Source organism: Erwinia sp. 2186 (assembly GCF_057812255.1).
The window spans coordinates 4642800-4660552 of sequence record NZ_CM173824.1 but is presented as its reverse complement, the minus strand read 5'-3'; the positions used below and the strand labels follow the sequence as shown (position 1 = coordinate 4660552).

Annotated in this window: 17 protein-coding genes; 13 read left to right on the top strand and 4 right to left on the bottom strand. The window is 55.5% G+C overall.

Annotated elements, in window-relative coordinates; translation table 11 throughout:
* Positions 1-105: 105 nt before the first annotated feature.
* Together pldB and yigL are read left to right on the top strand one after the other, a co-directional pair.
* Positions 106-1098, top strand: coding sequence for a lysophospholipase L2 (gene pldB / locus ACXKZG_RS21680; protein ID WP_134823190.1), 993 nt, complete (start codon positions 106-108; stop codon positions 1096-1098).
* Between the two features lie 74 nt (positions 1099-1172).
* Positions 1173-1973 (top strand): sugar/pyridoxal phosphate phosphatase YigL, encoded by an 801-nt coding sequence (gene yigL, locus ACXKZG_RS21675; protein WP_053142069.1) that lies wholly within the window; start codon positions 1173-1175, stop codon positions 1971-1973.
* Between the two features lie 37 nt (positions 1974-2010).
* On the opposite strand, the gene glpT is transcribed toward yigL, so the two are convergent.
* Complete coding sequence (glpT, locus tag ACXKZG_RS21670) at positions 2011-3360, bottom strand: glycerol-3-phosphate transporter (RefSeq protein WP_488875463.1); 1350 nt, start codon at positions 3358-3360, stop codon at positions 2011-2013.
* A gap of 267 nt (positions 3361-3627) precedes the next feature.
* Here glpT and ACXKZG_RS21665 point away from each other — a divergent pair, with 267 nt between their 5' ends.
* Complete coding sequence (locus ACXKZG_RS21665) at positions 3628-4482, top strand: carboxylate/amino acid/amine transporter (protein ID WP_013200264.1); 855 nt, start codon at positions 3628-3630, stop codon at positions 4480-4482.
* A 50-nt stretch (positions 4483-4532) separates the two neighbouring features.
* On the opposite strand, the gene ACXKZG_RS21660 is transcribed toward ACXKZG_RS21665, so the two are convergent.
* Entirely contained in the window at positions 4533-5015 is a 483-nt protein-coding gene (locus ACXKZG_RS21660; RefSeq protein WP_013200265.1) for a YehS family protein, read from the bottom strand.
* 98 nt (positions 5016-5113) lie between these two features.
* A complete protein-coding gene (gene metR, locus ACXKZG_RS21655; protein WP_013200266.1) occupies positions 5114-6055 on the bottom strand; it encodes an HTH-type transcriptional regulator MetR in 942 nt (313 codons plus the stop codon).
* Between the two features lie 141 nt (positions 6056-6196).
* Here metR and metE point away from each other — a divergent pair, with 141 nt between their 5' ends.
* A complete protein-coding gene (gene metE, locus ACXKZG_RS21650; protein WP_134823191.1) occupies positions 6197-8473 on the top strand; it encodes a 5-methyltetrahydropteroyltriglutamate--homocysteine S-methyltransferase in 2277 nt (758 codons plus the stop codon).
* Positions 8474-8521: 48 nt separating this feature from the next.
* Here metE and ACXKZG_RS21645 read toward each other — a convergent pair whose 3' ends face one another.
* A complete protein-coding gene (locus ACXKZG_RS21645) occupies positions 8522-9349 on the bottom strand; it encodes a dienelactone hydrolase family protein (protein WP_053142074.1) in 828 nt (275 codons plus the stop codon).
* Positions 9350-9637: 288 nt separating this feature from the next.
* Between ACXKZG_RS21645 and udp the strand changes: the two genes are divergently transcribed.
* From udp to tatD, 9 genes are all read left to right on the top strand, one after another.
* A complete protein-coding gene (gene udp, locus ACXKZG_RS21640; RefSeq protein WP_013200269.1) occupies positions 9638-10399 on the top strand; it encodes a uridine phosphorylase in 762 nt (253 codons plus the stop codon).
* A 73-nt stretch (positions 10400-10472) separates the two neighbouring features.
* Positions 10473-12008, top strand: a complete 1536-nt coding sequence (rmuC, locus tag ACXKZG_RS21635) for a DNA recombination protein RmuC (RefSeq protein ID WP_106382066.1) — start codon at positions 10473-10475, stop codon at positions 12006-12008.
* A 76-nt stretch (positions 12009-12084) separates the two neighbouring features.
* Positions 12085-12840, top strand: coding sequence for a bifunctional demethylmenaquinone methyltransferase/2-methoxy-6-polyprenyl-1,4-benzoquinol methylase UbiE (gene ubiE, locus ACXKZG_RS21630; protein WP_013200271.1), 756 nt, complete (start codon positions 12085-12087; stop codon positions 12838-12840).
* 12 nt (positions 12841-12852) lie between these two features.
* Positions 12853-13458, top strand: coding sequence for a ubiquinone biosynthesis protein UbiJ (ubiJ, locus tag ACXKZG_RS21625; protein ID WP_013200272.1), 606 nt, complete (start codon positions 12853-12855; stop codon positions 13456-13458).
* A complete protein-coding gene (gene ubiB / locus ACXKZG_RS21620; protein WP_013200273.1) occupies positions 13455-15092 on the top strand; it encodes a ubiquinone biosynthesis regulatory protein kinase UbiB in 1638 nt (545 codons plus the stop codon). Before ubiJ ends, ubiB begins: the two co-directional genes overlap by 4 nt.
* A 120-nt stretch (positions 15093-15212) precedes the next feature.
* Positions 15213-15458: a Sec-independent protein translocase subunit TatA gene (tatA, locus tag ACXKZG_RS21615; RefSeq protein ID WP_013200274.1), complete on the top strand. Its 246-nt coding sequence runs from the start codon at positions 15213-15215 to the stop codon at positions 15456-15458.
* 3 nt (positions 15459-15461) lie between these two features.
* Positions 15462-16109, top strand: coding sequence for a Sec-independent protein translocase protein TatB (gene tatB / locus ACXKZG_RS21610; RefSeq protein ID WP_013200275.1), 648 nt, complete (start codon positions 15462-15464; stop codon positions 16107-16109).
* 2 nt (positions 16110-16111) lie between these two features.
* Positions 16112-16870, top strand: a complete 759-nt coding sequence (gene tatC / locus ACXKZG_RS21605) for a Sec-independent protein translocase subunit TatC (protein WP_013200276.1) — start codon at positions 16112-16114, stop codon at positions 16868-16870.
* Positions 16871-16946: 76 nt separating this feature from the next.
* On the top strand, positions 16947-17732 hold the full coding sequence (gene tatD / locus ACXKZG_RS21600) for a 3'-5' ssDNA/RNA exonuclease TatD (protein WP_013200277.1): 786 nt from the start codon (positions 16947-16949) through the stop codon (positions 17730-17732).
* Positions 17733-17753: the final 21 nt, after the last annotated feature.

Genomic DNA, 17753 nt, shown 5'->3' with positions numbered 1-17753 from the left:
CCCTGATAGCGCAGAAGTGTGACACAATACGTCATTGTTTGCGGTTGCGCTACGGGATGACGTGAGGTCTTTCGCAGCGGATGAAGGGAGTGAGGGCTGAAGCCGATGACAGGTCGAAAAAACGGCTGGCCAACGCGTGAAAAGGCGTTTGCCGCTTTTGCTACAGGCCCGCTGCTGGATTTCTGGAAGCGCCGGGAAGAGGGTGAATTTACCGGCGTGGAAGACGTGGCGATTCGCTACGTCCGCTTCAGCGCTGCAAAACACGATAACGTTATTCTGCTCTGCCCGGGGCGCATCGAAAGCTACGTGAAATACCCTGAGCTGGCCTACGATCTGTTCCACTGCGGCTATGATGTGGTGATTATCGACCACCGTGGGCAGGGACGTTCGGGCCGGTTGCTGCAGGATTCGCACCGTGGCCACGTGGAAGCCTTCGACCACTATGTCGACGATCTGGAAACGCTGTATCAAAAGGAAATTGCCAGCCGCAATTACCGTTATCGTTATGCGCTTGCTCACTCGATGGGTGGCGCGATCCTGACGCTGATGCTGGCAAGACAGCCGAAAGCGTTCGATGCGGTGGTGCTGGCGTCACCAATGTTCGGTATCTATCTGCCGATGCCCGTATGGATGGCCAACCAGATCCTGAACTGGGCAGAGAAACGTCCGGCATTCCGTGATGGTTATGCGATGGGCACCGGAAAATGGCGCGCACGCCCGTTTGGTATCAATGCGCTGACCCACAGCCGTGAACGTTACCGGCGCAATCTGCGCTTTTACGCTGACGACCCCGGCCTGCGGGTAGGTGGTCCAACCTACCATTGGGTGCGTGAAGGCGTGCTGGCCGGACAAAGCATTTTAGAGAAAGCGAAAGAAATCACCACGCCGCTGCTGCTGCTGCAGGCCGGTGCGGACAAGGTGGTGGATAACCGGGCCCAGGATTTATTCTGTCAGGCCATGACCACTGCGGGGCAACCCTGCGAAGGGGGAAAACCGTTTGTTATCGACGGCGCGCGTCATGAGATCTTGTTTGAAAAAGACAGCATGCGTGCCGAAGCGCTGGACGCGATCGTCGCGTTTTTTTCCAGACATCCCTAATTGTGCACGACTCAGATATGACTCTCATTAGCGGGCAAGAAAGCATGCCCGATAACAGACAAACCAGAGGTTTTATGTACCCTATCGTTGCTTCCGATCTTGATGGCACCCTGTTGTCTCCGGATCACCGTCTCTCCTCCTTCGCCCGTGAAACGCTGCCGCTGCTGACCCGCAAAGGCGTGAACTTTATTTTTGCCACCGGCCGTCACTATATCGATGTCGCCCAGATGCGCGACAGCCTGGGGATTGATGCGTTTATGATCACCTCCAACGGCGCTCGCGTGCACAATACCGCCGGCGAGCTGGTGTTCAGCCACAACCTGGATGAAGACATCGCCAGTGAGTTGTTTGCGATGCACCACGACCATCAGGACATCTTCACCAACGTCTATCGCGATGAAGAGTGGTTCCTGAACCGCAATCGCCCTGAAGAGATGGATTTTTTCCGTGAGTCCGACTTCAACTATCAGATCTATCAGCCGGGTTCGCTGCCAACCGATGGCATCAGCAAGGTGTTCTTTACCTGTGGTAAGCCCGAACTGCTGATCCCGCTGGAAGAAGCGCTGATTGCTCGCTGGGGCGATCGGGTTAACGTCAGTTTCTCGCTGCCGACCTGTCTGGAAGTGATGGCGGGTGGCGTCTCTAAAGGCCACGCGCTGGATGCCGTCTCGCAATCGCTGGGTTACAGCCTGAAGGACTGCATTTCCTTTGGTGACGGCATGAATGATAAAGAGATGCTGAGCATGGCGGGCAAAGGCTGCATCATGAGCAACTCTCACCAGCGCCTGAAAGATTTCCTGCCGGAGCTGGAAGTGATTGGCAGCAACGCGGATAACGCGGTGCCGCATTACCTGCGCAAGATGTACAACGTCTAAGCCGTAATAACCGCCCCGAATCCGGGGCGGTCTCACGTTATTCAGCCGACTTCAGCTGCTGTTTATGTTTGTTTTCACTGAGCATGGTCAGCAGCAGGAAGATCACCGACAGCACGCAGCCGCCAATCATGATGATAAAGCCGCCGTCCCAACCAAAGTAATCCACGGTATAACCGACAATCGCGCTTGCCGCGACCGATCCGCCAAGATAACCAAACAAACCGGTAAAGCCTGCCGCCGTGCCTGCCGCCTTTTTCGGTGCCAGTTCCAGCGCATGCAGTCCAATCAGCATCACCGGGCCATAAATCAGGAAGCCGATGACGATCATGCAGGCCATATCAATCCCCGGATTGCCTGCGGGATTCATCCAGTAAATCACCGTGGCAATGGTCACCAGCACCATAAAGAACACCCCGGTCGCCCCGCGATTGCCCTTAAAGACTTTGTCCGACATCCAGCCGCACAGCAACGTTCCTGGGATCCCGGCGTATTCGTAGAAGAAATATGCCCAGGAGGATTTATCCAGCGCGAAGTGCTTAACCTCTTTCAGGTAGGTCGGTGACCAGTCGAGGATGCCGTAACGCAGCAGATACACGAACACGTTCGCCAGCGCGATGTACCACAGCAGTTTGTTCGGCAGAACGTACTGCATAAAGATCTGCTTAGCGGTCAGCTCCTCTTCATGCTTCTCATCGTAATCCACCGGATAGTCGTTCTTGTACTCTTCAATCGGCGGCAAACCACAGGATTGTGGCGTGTCTCGCATCAGCGCAAAGGCAAAAACAGCCACCAGAATCGCGCCGAACGCCGGCATATAGAGCGCTGCTTTCCAGTCGTTAAACCACGCCATGCCCAGCAGGAACAGCAACGGTGGGATGCCGCCGCCAACGTTATGTGCACAGTTCCACACCGACACAATGCCGCCACGCTCTTTCTGTGACCACCAGTGAACCATGGTTCGCCCGCACGGTGGCCAGCCCATGCCCTGGAACCAGCCGCAGAGAAACAGCAGGACAAACATCACCATGATGCTGGACGTTGCCCAGGGCACAAAGCCCATAAACAGCATCACCGCAGCGGCCAGGATCAAACCGGCGGGCAGGAAATAGCGGGGATTAGAGCGGTCCGAGACCGATCCCATAATGAATTTGGAAAAACCGTAAGCGATAGAAATACCGGATAACGCGAAGCCGAGATCGCCCCGTGAGAATCCCTGTTCAATCAGGTAGGGCATGGCCAGCGCGAAGTTTTTACGCACCAGATAGTAGGCGGCGTAACCGAAGAATATACCCAGGAAGATTTGCCAGCGTAGCTTGCGGTAGAGCGGATCCACCTGGCTGGCTTCAACGCGCGGCTGATGAGATGCCGGTTTGAAAATACTTAACATATAAGCCTCCAATGGCGACGTTCTTGTTGTTTTAACCTCCGCGGACGCCTCACATCATCGATCCGTCCGTCAAAGGGCGTAGGGATGTTCCATTTCGCGCACAGGATAGGGGTTTTCTGCTGTTGAGACTGTGAAGGTTTACACAAATGTTACATTTTTATGACAGCGCGGAAGGATGAAAAAGCGCCAGATGTAAACTAAATACTTTCCTGCAACTTCGGTCATTTCGTTACACTGGGCGCACTTTTCGCAGCAGAGTCTTCCATTGTGACGTTACTGATTGTCACCACAATTTTGTGGGCATTTTCTTTTAGCCTGATTGGCGAATACCTGGCGGGCCAGGTCGATAGCGTATTTTCGGTGTTAGTGCGCCTGGTGCTGGCGGCGGTGGTGTTCCTGCCGTTTCTGCGCTGGCGTGGCTATCGGGCCTCGACCATCCTGATGTACATGGCGGTGGGCGCATTGCAGCTCGGCATCATGTATCTGATCAGTTTCCAGGCCTATCTCTACCTCAGCGTGCAGGAATTCCTGCTGTTTACGGTGATGACGCCGCTGTACGTGACGCTGGTTTATGATTTGCTGACCGGCCGTGGCGTGCGCTGGGGCTATGCCCTTAGCGCGATGCTGGCGGTGGGCGGCGCGGCTATCATCCGCTACGACAAAGTCAGCGATCATTTCTGGTTCGGCCTGATGCTGGTGCAGCTGGCTAACCTCATCTTTGCCATTGGCATGGTCGGGTATAAGCGCCTGCAGGAAATCCGGCCGGTACCGCAGCACACCGCGTTCTCCTGGTTCTATCTGGGCGCGGCGATGATTGCCGTTGTGGCGTGGTTTATGTGGGGAAATCCGCAAAAATTACCGACGACTTCGCTGCAGTGGGGCATTTTGATTTGGCTGGGTGTGGTGGCGTCTGGGCTGGGCTACTTTATGTGGAACTATGGTGCGACGCAGGTTGATGCCGGCACGCTGGGGATCATGAACAACATGCATGTGCCCGCCGGACTGCTGGTGAACCTGGCGATCTGGCAGCAGCAGCCACACTGGCCGAGCTTTATTATTGGTGCCGCGGTTATTTTCGCTTCATTGCTGGTGCACCGACACTGGATCGTGAAAGGCCGATAGCGTGGGGAACGTGCAGGGATAACGGGCAGACTGCTGCTGCCCGCTATGACTTACTTGGCTTTTGGCACAACCGCAGGACGGATTTTCATGGTCAGTCCTTTCAGGAAGTTACGCAGGATCTGATCGCCGCACTCGCGGTAGTTTTTGTGACCAGGCTTGCGGAAAATCGCCCCAATCTCAGACTGTCCCACCGCAAAATCCGCCATCTTCAGAATGTCGAGAATGTCGGTGGTTTTCAGATCGAACGCCACGCGCAGCTTCTTCATCATGATGTTATTGGTCATCTTGCGCTCGATGGACGGCTCTGGTGCATCTTCACTTTTGCCGCGGCGCTGGAAAATCAGGCCATTCAGGAAGTAGCCCATAATCACATCCGGGCATTCACGGAAACCGTCTTCATCGTCTTTCTTCAGGAAGCTGTTGATTTCGGCTTCGGTGACTTCTGTTTCTGCCAGCGCCAAAATTGCCACAACCTGCGCATCGCTCAGGTTAAGCATGAAGCGCACGCTGCGCAGAACGTCGTTATTAGTCATAAAAATCTCATCAGGGATCAAAGGCTGTTGTGCGCATTATAGTGACAAATGGCCGTTGATACAGGAAAACCCACCAGCGATTCAGGCTGGCAGGTAAATCAGGAGTGGGTCAGCGGAGAGGGCAGTGCGGCACCGGGCTGAGAAGCGTCTCTGACCAGCGGCAGATGATCGCAGGCATGCTGGCGGGCAGAACGGATAAAGGCTTCGGTCACCGGCTGACGCTGTTCACCATCGCGCACGGCGGCATACAGCCGACTCCACAGGCCATCACCCAGCGTTTTGGTCACCACCAGTCCCTGATGTTCGAAGCTTTCCACCACCCAATGCGGCAGTGCCGCAATCCCCATTCCGGCCGACACCATCTGGATCAGCAGTAGGGTGTTATCGACGCTTTTCAGCGCCGGGCTGACGCCAGCCGGTTGCAGGAAGTGTCGCCAGATATCCAGACGCTGACGCTGCACCGGATAAATCATCAGCACTTCATTCGCCAAATCTTCCGGCGAGATATGGTCCACTTTCGCCAGCGGATGATCCTGGGCCAGCACTAACCTCACTTCAAAATCAAACATCGGCGAATAGAACAGGCCACTGCGCGGCAGAATATCGGAGGTCAGCACGATATCCAGCTCGCCCTGCTGCAAGGCAGGCTGAGGGTCGAAGGTGACGCCCGATTTGAAATCCATCACCACCTGAGGCCAGCTCTGGCGGAAATTACTCAACGCCGGCGTCAGCCACTGGATACAGCTATGGCATTCAATGGCGATGCGCAGCGTGGTCTGGTGAGGCTCGTGGCAGGCCTGAAGCGCCTGCTGGATCTGCGGCAACACCTGTTCCGCCAGCTGCAGCAGGATTTCGCCCTGGGGCGTAAAGCGCAGCGGCTGGCTTTTACGCACGAATAACCGAAAGCCCAGACGCTGTTCCAGGTCGCTGAACTGATGAGATAACGCCGACTGCGTTTGGTGAAGCTGGGCCGCCGCGGCCGCCAGCGAACCGGTTGTCCGCAGCGCCTGCAGCGTCCGCAGGTGTTTGAGTTCGATCATGAGAGTCCTTCACATCGACAGTGAACAATTTGCGCTTGTGGTGACTACAGTACCTGCGGATTATAGATGTGTAAACATCTGGACGTCTAAAAGCCTGATTGCATCTGCAAGGACAGCGGGCAACAACTGAGGAAAGAACTGATGACCATTCTGAACCACACACTTGGATTCCCTCGCGTCGGTCTGCGTCGCGAACTGAAAAAAGCGCAGGAAAGCTACTGGGCGGGTAACAGCACTCAGGACGATTTACTGGCGGTAGGCCGCGAACTGCGTGCCCGCCACTGGCAGCAGCAGAAGCAGGCGGGCGTTGATCGGGTGCCGGTGGGTGACTTCGCCTGGTACGATCACGTTCTGACCACCAGCCTGATGTTGGGCAACGTGCCGGCCCGTCACCAAAACAAAGACGGCTCTGTCGATCTGGATACGTTGTTCCGTCTTGGCCGTGGCCGGGCACCCACGGGTGAGCCCGCTGCCGCTGCCGAAATGACCAAGTGGTTCAACACCAACTACCACTACATGGTGCCGGAATTCACCCAGGGCCAGCAGTTCAAACTTAGCTGGACACAAATTCTGGAAGAAGTCGATGAAGCGCTGGCTCTTGGCCACAACGTAAAACCGGTGCTGCTGGGCCCGGTAACCTATCTGTGGTTGGGTAAAGTAAAAGGCGAACAGTTTGACCGACTGAGCCTGCTGAAAGACATTCTGCCGGTCTACCAGCAGGTGCTGGGCGAGCTGGCTACCCGCGGAATTGAATGGGTACAGATTGATGAACCTGCGCTGGTGCTGGAACTGCCGCAGGAATGGCTGAACGCCTTCAAACCGGCTTATGATGCCTTGCAGGGCAACACCAAACTGCTGCTGACCACCTACTTTGACAGCGCCGGCACTAACATCAATACCCTCCGTACGCTGCCGGTGCAGGGGCTGCACGTTGACCTGGTGCAGGGTAAAGACGATATCGTTGCGCTAAATGCCAGGATCCCTGCCGACTGGTTGCTGTCCGTCGGCGTTATCAATGGCCGTAACGTCTGGCGAGCCGACTTAAGTAGCTGGTTTGAACGCCTGCAACCGCTGGTTTCCCAGCGCAAACAGCTGTGGATCGGTTCGTCCTGTTCGCTGCTGCACAGCCCTATCGACCTGAGTACCGAAACCCGCCTGGACGACGAAGTGAAAAGCTGGTTCGCCTTCGCCCTGCAAAAGTGTGCTGAGCTGTCACTGCTGAGCAACGCGCTGAACAACAATAACCCGCAGTCACTGGAGGCCTGGAGCGCACCGATCCGTGCCCGCCGTGATTCGGGTCGGGTGCATAACGCGGCGGTCAGCAAACGTCTTGCGGCGATCACCGCGAAAGACAGCCAGCGCGATCATGGCTATAGCGTACGTGCTGACGCGCAGCGCAAGCGCTTTAACCTGCCGGCCTGGCCGACCACCACCATCGGTTCGTTCCCACAAACTACTGAAATCCGTGGCCTGCGCCTGGACTTCAAACAGGGTCGCCTCGACAGTAATCACTACCGTACCGGCATTGCCGGACATATCAAACAGGCCATTGCTGAGCAGGAACGTCTGGGTCTGGATGTGCTGGTTCACGGCGAAGCCGAACGTAACGACATGGTTGAGTATTTTGGCGAGAACCTCGACGGTTTTGCCTTCACGCAAAATGGCTGGGTGCAGAGCTACGGTTCACGCTGCGTCAAACCGCCCGTTATTATCGGCGACGTCAGCCGCCCGGCGGCGATCACCGTTGAGTGGGCGAAATACGCCCAGTCCCTGACGGAGAAACCGGTGAAAGGCATGCTGACCGGGCCGGTTACCATCCTTTGCTGGTCATTCCCGCGTGAAGACGTGAGCCGTGAAACCATCGCTAAGCAGATTGCCCTGGCGCTACGCGATGAAGTGGAAGACCTGGAAAAAGCCGGTATCGGCATCATTCAGATCGATGAGCCTGCCCTGCGTGAAGGTCTGCCGCTGCGCCAGTCCGACTGGGCGGCCTATCTGGCATGGGCCGTTGATGCCTTCCGCCTGAACGCTGCCGTGGCGCGGGATGACACGCAGATCCATACCCATATGTGTTACTGCGAGTTCAACGACATCATGGGGTCGATTGCGGCACTGGATGCGGACGTGATCACCATCGAAACCTCACGGTCGGATATGGAACTGCTGGAGTCGTTTGAGGAGTTTGATTACCCGAATGAGATCGGCCCTGGCGTGTACGACATTCATTCGCCAAACGTGCCCGGCGTGGAATGGATGGAGGAACTGCTGCTGAAGGCGGCGAAGCGCATCCCGACTGAGCGTCTGTGGGTGAATCCGGATTGTGGTCTGAAAACCCGCGGCTGGACAGAAACGCGTCAGGCGTTAGCGAACATGGTGCAAGCCGCCCAGAATCTGCGCAAAACTAAAAAACCGGCCTGATTTCTGAGTGATTGAAGTGATGTGGGGCGCCTGGCGCCCCTTTTTTTATTACTTCACGCCATTCTGCCGGAACCAGGCGAGCATGCGCTGCCAGCCATCTTTGGCCGACTCTTCATGATAGCTTGGGCGGTAATCGGCATTAAAGGCATGGCCCGCATCCGGATAAACAATAATTTCCGATTTGGCGTTCGCTGCACGCAGCGCCTGGCGCATAGTCTCCACGCTCTCCTGCGGAATGCTGTCATCCTTGCCGCCATAAAGTCCTAACACCGGCGCAGTTAAATCCACCGCGATATCAACCGGCTGCTTCTGCTGCTTCAGCGTCTTCTCTCCGACCATTTTGCCATACCAGGCCACGGCGGCTTTCAGCTGTGGATTGTGTGCTGCATACAGCCAGGTAATGCGTCCGCCCCAGCAGAAGCCAGTGATGCCCATATTGCGCATATCGCCGCCGTGACGGGAGGCCCAGTTGGCAACGTGATCCAAATCGGCCAACACCTGATTATCCGGAACGGTGCTGACTAATTCTTTAAACAGCGTCGGGATATCGTCGTATTCAGCAGGATCGCCCTGGCGGAAGTAAAGCTCTGGCGCAACCGCCAGATAGCCTTCGGCAGCCAGGCGACGGCAGATATCGCGAATGTGTTCATGCACGCCAAAAATCTCCTGAACCACCAGAATCACCGGCAGTGGGCCGCTGACATGACGCGGTTTGGCGTGAAAAGCGGGCATGTTCTCGCCCTGAGTAGGAATGGATGTTTCACCTGACTGGATGGCGTCACTGTCAGTAATAATCGTGGTCGATGCGGTAGGCGATACCGCAGGAGTGAACCCATTATTGCTCATTTTTTGAGTCGTATTCTCGTCGGTTTTCATTGTCCTCTCCATGCATGCATTAGCGCAATCAGCTAACTATAGCCAGGATTACGTTTGGGTCAGGGGGTTGCTCTCTACCCATCATTAACACTGCCATTACCTGACCGTGAGGGCAAGTTGTGGCAATCCGAAAGGAAAGAGTGTTTAAATGTGATGTATGTCACTTCTTGTTGTTGATTCAATGTAACTTTCATTGGACGAAGTGATGCGATTCACATAATTTTCGGCAGCTTTGCATTATTGTGACCGCCAGATCCTTATCCCCCTTTCCCGTTACAGGAGTTTGAAATGGCACACTCAGACGTTTTTCATTTGGGTTTAACAAAAGCGGATTTGCAGGGCGCGACCTTGGCGATTGTGCCGGGCGATCCTGAGCGGGTGAAAAAAATTGCGGCATTGATGGAAAACCCGGTCCATCTGGCTTCACACCGTGAATTTACCAGCTGGCGTGCAGAGCTGGATGGCAAGGCGGTGATCGTCTGTTCCACCGGCATCGGCGGTCCTTCAACGTCTATTGCAGTGGAAGAACTGGCTCAACTGGGCGTGCGCACCTTCCTGCGCGTCGGTACCACTGGCGCTATTCAGCCAGAGATTAACGTCGGCGATGTGCTGGTCACCACCGGCTCAGTGCGTCTTGATGGCGCCAGCCTGCACTTCGCCCCGCTGGAGTTCCCGGCTGTCGCGGACTTTACCTGCACCACGGCGCTGGTCGACGCGGCGAAAGCGGCAGGCGCAACCACCCACATTGGCATCACCGCATCTTCCGATACGTTCTATCCTGGTCAGGAGCGTTACGACACCTTTTCAGGCCGCGTCGTCAGCCGTTTCCAGAACTCAATGAAGGAATGGCAGGATATGGGCGTGCTGAACTATGAAATGGAGTCGGCAACGCTGTTAACCATGTGTGCCAGTCAGGGACTGCGGGCCGGTATGGTGGCGGGTGTGATCGTCAACCGCACTCAGCAGGAAATTCCTGATGCGGAAACGATGAAAAGAACCGAGAGTGATGCGGTACGTATCGTAGTAGATGCGGCGCGCCGCCTAATCTGACGCTTTTTATCTGGACATTCATACAGTAGGCCTCTACCTTTTCCCGTAGATAAGTCCATGCGGGAGAATAAAGGTGGATGCAACAATCAGTTATGGCGTTTGTCTGGCGCTGGCCGGTGTGCTGGCAGGCTGGACAATCGCCTGGTTTCGCGGGCAGCAGGTCTCAGCCCGGCAGGAAACCGAACGGCAATTGCTGCTGCAGTCAGCGGAACAGCTGCGCGAAGAGCGTCAACGGCTGCAGCAGCAGGTCGAAACCTGTCAGCAGGCGCAACGGCAGAATGAGCTCGAGTTGCGCCAGCTACACGGGACGCTGTCTGCGGCCCAGGAAAAGCTTCACCACCTCGATCACTGGCGCAATGAAACTGAACAGCTGACGCGGGAATTACGCAACCAGCTGGAAATCAACAGTTCTCAGGAAGCCGAACTGCGCGAAGTCACCATCCGTCTTGAAGAAACCCGCATGGCTGCTGAAGAGAAACAGCGCCTGCTGGTCAACAGCGAGCAGCGGCTGAACGCGCAATTTGAAAACCTTGCAAACCGGATTTTCGAAAACAGTGGCCGCCGCGTTGATGAGCAAAACAAGCAAAGCCTTAACAGCCTGATTTCGCCACTGCGTGAACAGCTGGAAGGCTTCCGCCGCCAGGTGCAGGACGGATTTGGCCAGGAAGCCCGTGAACGTCATACCCTCTCGCATGAAATCCGCAACCTGCAGCAGCTGAACGCGCAAATGGCGCAGGAAGCGATCAACCTGACCAAAGCGCTGAAAGGCGACAATAAAACCCAGGGTAACTGGGGTGAAGTGGTCTTGAGCCGCGTGCTTGAAGCCTCCGGGCTGCGGGAAGGCCATGAGTATGAAACCCAGGTCACCATTCAGTTAGAACAGAACGGAAGGATGCAGCCGGATGTGATCGTGCGTCTGCCGCAGGGCAAAGATGTGGTTATCGATGCCAAAATGACGCTGGTGGCCTACGAACGTTACTTCAACGGTGACGATGAGGCGCAGCGCGAAGCGGCAATCAGCGAGCATATTGCCGCCATTCGTGGGCATTTACGTCAGCTGAGCCGAAAAGATTACCAACAATTGCCCGGTTTACGCTCCCTGGATTATGTGTTGATGTTTATCCCGGTTGAACCGGCCTTTTTACTGGCGATCGATCGTCAGCCGGAGTTGATTAACGAAGCGCTCAACCTGAACATCATGTTAGTCAGTCCAACCACCCTGCTGGTGGCGTTGCGGACGATTAACAATCTTTGGCGCTATGAGCATCAGAGCCGCCATGCCCAACGCATCGCCGATCGTGCCGCGAAGCTCTACGATAAAATGCGCCTGTTTGTCGATGACATGTCCTCAATGGGCCAAAGTCTGGACAAAGCGCAGGACAGTTACCGTCAGGCAATGAAAAAACTGTCGGAAGGGCGGGGCAATATGATCGCCCAGACCGAAAGCTTCCGTCAGCTGGGTATCGAGGTGAAACGGCCGATTAATCCGCGGCTTGTTGAACAGGCCATGCCGGAATCGGCCGAAAATATCGCTGAGCTGGAGGACGATGAAGCCCAGCCAGATGGCGATTCCGGGCAGGATAACGGCGCATTAAGAGTCAATGAATAAGCCGCCAGGCTGCGTGCCTGACCTGCTGGACTCTGGTACACTTGGCAGATAATTGATTGCAGAGCAGGCAAAACAAATGGCAGATGAATCAAAGGACACCACTCATTTCGGCTTCCGTACCGTAGCGAAAAGCGACAAGGAAGAAATGGTGGCAGATGTTTTCCATTCCGTTGCGGCCAAATATGACCTGATGAACGATTTAATGTCGTTCGGCATCCACCGCGTCTGGAAGCGTTTTACTATCGATTGCAGCGGCGTCCGCCGTGGGCAGCGCGTGCTGGATCTGGCGGGCGGCACCGGCGATTTGACCGCGAAGTTCTCGCGCCTGGTGGGCGAGACGGGCGAAGTGGTGCTGGCTGATATCAACAGCTCGATGCTGAAAGTGGGCCGTGAGAAATTACGCAACAACGGCATCATTGGCAACGTGAACTACGTGCAGGCCAATGCTGAAGCACTGCCTTTCCCGGACAACTATTTCGACTGCATTACCATCGCCTTTGGCTTGCGTAACGTCACCGAGAAAGAGAAAGCGCTGGCGTCCATGTTCCGCGTACTGAAGCCGGGCGGCCGTTTACTGGTGCTGGAGTTCTCCAAGCCGGTGCTGGAACCGCTAAGCAAGGCCTATGACGCATACTCTTTCCATATCCTGCCGCGCATCGGCGAGTTGGTGGCGAAGGATTCCGGGAGCTATCGCTATCTGGCCGAATCCATCCGTATGCATCCGGATCAGGACACACTCAAGCAGATGATGGAAGACGTGGGCTTTGAAAACACCACGTATCACAATCTCACCGGTGGCATCGTTGCACTGCACCGTGGGTTCAAGTTCTAAACAGGAAAGCGAATGACTTTAACGCCGCTGTTAACCGCGGGCCTGGAAACGGCACTTAACCAGATCCTCTATCGCGATCGCGGCCTGAAAGCAGCACGTCAGCGCCTGAATGGCAAAAGCCTGGCCATCGTGCTGGCTGAACTGAAACAGCCGCTGATCTTTATCTTCAGCGAGCATCAGGTTGATGTGCTGGGCGAGTGGAATGACACGCCCGATTGCACGGTAAAAACGCAGATTGCCACCTTGCGCAAGCTGCGCGATCGCCAGCAGCTGACCAGCGTGATCCGCAGTGGCGAGCTGGAAGTCGACGGCGATCTGCAGGTTGTGCAGCACTTTTCTGCGCTTATCGATCTCGCCGAGCTGGACCCCGCTGAATACCTTGCGCCCTGGACCGGGGACGTGGTGGCGCAGGGTATCAGCCAGTTTGCCCGTCGCGGTTTCCAGCTGTTACGTGGTGATGCTGAACGCAAGCAGGCCTATCTCGGTCAGGCGCTGACCGAAGAGTGGCGGCTGGCACCCGGCGGATTAGAAGCAGCCTGGTTTGCTGAAGAAGTTGATGCGCTATCGCGCGATCTTTCCGCGCTTGAAAGCCGCCTTGCAACGCTGGAGGGCAAATGACGCCAGGAGAATTGCGCCGACTCTATTTGATTATCCGGGTATTCCTCACCTACGGCCTGGATGAACTGATCCCCAAAACCCGTCTGGCATTGCCGATCCGCATGTGGCGTAAGTGCCTGTTCTGGCTGCCCAACAAGCACAAAAACCTGCCGCTTGGCGACCGTATTCGCCTGGCGCTGGAGCAACTGGGTCCGGTATGGATCAAGTTTGGTCAGATGATGTCGACACGACGCGACCTGTTCCCGCCGCAGATTGCCGATCAGCTGGCGATGCTGCAGGACCGGGTAGCCCCATTTGACGGCGTGCTGGCTAAGCAGCAGATCGAACTGTCTCTTGGTTGCCCGGTTGAATCCCGCTTTGATGATTTCATGATCAAACCTCTGGCATCAGCGTCGATTGCCCAGGTGCATACGGCAACGCTGAAAGAAAACGGCCAGAAAGTGGTGATCAAAGTGATTCGCCCGGACATCCTGCCGGTGATCAGAGCCGATATGAAGCTGATCAACCGCATGGCGCGCTGGGTTCCACGCCTGTTACCCGACGGCCGCCGCTTGCGTCCGCAGGAAGTGGTCGCAGACTACGAAAAAACGCTGATTGATGAGCTGAACCTGTTGCGCGAAGGGGCTAACGCCATCCAACTTCGCCGTAACTTCGATAAAAGCAAAATGCTGTACGTTCCGGAAATCTTCTCCGACTACGGCAGCGAAACCATGCTGGTGATGGAGCGGATCTACGGTATTCCGATTTCCGACGTGGTGACGCTGGAGAAGCATGGCGTGAACATGAAGTTGCTGGCTGAGCGCGGCGTGCAGGTGTTCTTTACCCAAGTGTTCCGCGACAGCTTCTTCCATGCGGATATGCATCCGGGCAATATTTTTGTCAGCTACGACCATCCAGAAGATCCGCAATATATCGCCATCGACTGCGGGATTGTCGGCTCGCTGAATAAAGAAGATAAGCGCTATCTCGCCGAAAACTTCATCGCCTTCTTCAATCGTGATTACCGCAAGGTGGCCGAGCTTCACGTCGACTCTGGTTGGGTTCCGCCGGACACCAACGTGGAAGATTTCGAATTTGCCATCCGCACCGTGTGCGAACCCATTTTTGAAAAGCCGTTGGCAGAGATCTCCTTTGGCCACGTGTTGCTGAATCTTTTCAACACCGCCAGACGCTTCAATATGGAAGTTCAGCCACAACTGGTTCTCCTGCAGAAAACATTGTTGTATGTTGAAGGCATTGGGCGGCAGCTTTATCCGCAGTTGGATCTGTGGAAAACAGCCAAACCGTTCCTGGAAGACTGGATCAAAGATCAAATCGGTATTCCGGCCATTGTCAGGGCACTGAAAGAGAAAGCGCCTTTCTGGGCTGAGAAATTGCCAGAACTGCCGGAACTCTTCTATGACAGCCTGCGCCAGCACAAGCATTTGCAACACAGCGTCGACAAGCTGACCAACGATTTAAAAGGCGAGCGGATCAGACAGCATAAGTCCCGTTACCTGTTCGGCGTCGGTGCGACCTTGTTGCTCAGCGGCACTGCCATCTTGCTGACACGGCCAGATTGGGATCTGATTTCCGCGGCGATGATCGCCGCCGGTCTGGTGAGCTGGCTGGTTGGCTGGCGTAAAACCAGCTGATTGTCATGAAAGGTAAACAGAAGGTTATCCCGCGCTGGTGATGGTTTGCTCATCGTCAGCGCAACACAAGCTGTATATACTGAAAAACTGGCATCACAACTCAATATCAGAGGCAAAATCATGGGCGGTATTAGTATCTGGCAATTGTTAATCATTGCCGTAATTGTTGTTCTTCTGTTTGGTACCAACAAACTCCGTACGCTGGGATCTGATTTGGGTTCATCGATCAAAGGCTTCAAAAAAGCCATGGGCGATGAAAACGAGAAAGATAAAGACCATGCTAATGATGCTGACTTCCATGCCAAACTGGCGGAAAAAGATCAGACAGAAGCGAAGAAAGAAGACGTCAAGAACGACAAGGTATAAACCGTGTTCGACATAGGCTTTAGTGAACTGATTTTGGTGTTCGTTATCGGGCTGGTCGTGCTGGGTCCACAGCGTTTACCGGTGGCGGTCAGAACCGTCGTTGGCTGGATCCGCGCTCTGCGTTCACTGGCGACCAGTGTGCAGAACGAACTCGCTCAGGAACTTAAATTGCAGGAGCTGCAGGACAGCCTGAAAAAGGTGGAAGAGGCCAGTAAGAACAGCCTTTCTCCTGAGCTGAAGGCGTCAATGGAAGAGCTGAAGCAATCAGCAGAATCCATGAAGCGTTCTTACCTCGGCGAAAATGAAAAAGCCGATGACGAAGCCAACACCATCCATAACCCCCTTGTGAAGAACTCTGCCGAGACGCATGAGGGTGTGACGCCAGCGGAAGCCGACCATCAGGCCAGTTCCCCTGTCAAAGCCCCTGACGCGGTGACCACACCGGTTCAGGTATCTGAAGCGGCAACCTCACCCATTCCGGCTACTGACGTGGCGTCTGCGCCCGTTCAGGCACCCGAAGTGGCTACCGCGCCAGCTCAGGCCCCGACAGTGAAACCTGAACCGAAACCGGCCTTGACCACGAATGGCGACGCGCCAATCCTGTCCAGCCGTGCTCCTGTTTCCACCCATTTACCGAGCGATGAACGATAAACATGGCTGTTGAAGATACCCAACCGCTTATCAGTCATTTGATTGAACTCCGTAAGCGCTTGTTGAACTGTATTATTGCCGTCGTCGGCATCTTTATCTGTCTGGCTTATTTTTCCAATGACATCTACCAGCTGGTTTCCGCGCCGCTGATTAAGCAGATGCCAGCGGGCGCCAGCATGATCGCCACTGACGTTGCGTCCCCGTTTTTCACCCCAATAAAACTGACGATGATCGTCTCGGTATTCCTTGCGGTACCGGTGATCCTGTATCAGATCTGGGCCTTTATCGCCCCTGCGCTTTATCGCCATGAGCGCAAGCTGGTTATGCCGTTGCTGTTTTCCAGTTCATTCCTATTCTATACCGGAATGGCTTTCGCCTACTTTGTTGTCTTTCCGCTGGCCTTTGGCTTCTTCGCCAAGACCGCGCCGCAGGGCGTGTTGATTGCCACTGACATTAACAACTATCTCGATTTTGTAATGGCACTGTTTATGGCATTTGGCGTCTCCTTTGAAGTGCCAATTGCTATCGTGTTGATCTGTTGGACCGGCATGACAACCCCGGAAGACCTGAAGAAGAAGCGCCCGTACGTGTTGGTGGGTGCTTTCGTGGTGGGAATGCTGTTGACCCCGCCAGATGTCTTCTCTCAGACGCTTCTGGCTATTCCGATGTATTGCCTGTTTGAAGTCGGCGTGTTCTTCGCGCGCTTCTATGTCGGCAAGCGTCGTCAGGACATGGACCCGGAAGAATCGGGCCCAGAGTAGCGTAAAGCAGGTCCAGCGCTCCCTTACATGACGTAACGTAACCGCCCGAAAGGGCGGTTACTGTTTGGAAAATCCTATGTTCGATATTGGTGTGAACCTGACCAGCACGCAGTTCGCGAAAGATCGCGATCAGGTCGTAAAACGTGCGAAAGACGCCGGGATCACCGGCTTACTGATCACCGGCACCAACGCGCTGGAAAGCCAGCAGGCGCAAAGCCTGGCCACGCGTCGTCCGGGTTATTGCTGGTCCACCGCCGGTGTCCATCCTCATCATGCCAGTGAATGGTCAGGCGAAACCGCCGCGACCCTGAAACGGCTGGCGGAGAGCCCTGAAGTGGTCGCCATTGGCGAATGTGGTCTGGACTTCAACCGCAATATCTCTGAACCTGAGCAGCAGGTTTATGCGTTCAATGCCCAGCTTGAGCTGGCTGCCGAATTGGCGATGCCGGTGTTTCTCCACTGTCGCGATGCCCACGATCGTTTCCTCGCCGTCCTCACGCCCTGGTTACCAACGTTGCCTGGTGCGGTGGTGCACTGCTTTACCGGCACGCGCGAAGAGCTTGAAGCCTGCCTGGCGGCGGGACTCTCAATTGGGATTACGGGCTGGGTGTGCGATGAGCGACGTGGCGTAGAGCTTCGTGAGTTAATGCCGTTGATCCCAGCCGACCGTCTGCTGCTGGAAACGGATGCGCCCTATTTGCTGCCCCGCGACATGCGCCCGAGGCCGCCTTCACGACGTAATGAACCCTGCTTCCTGCCGCATATTGTGCAGGTAGTGGCGGGATTACGTGGGGAAGAACCCGAGGCGCTGGGACGTCAGTGCGATGCTAATGCGCGTAAGCTGTTTCGTTTGCCGGCGTAATTCCGGCATCAGCGGCAGGAA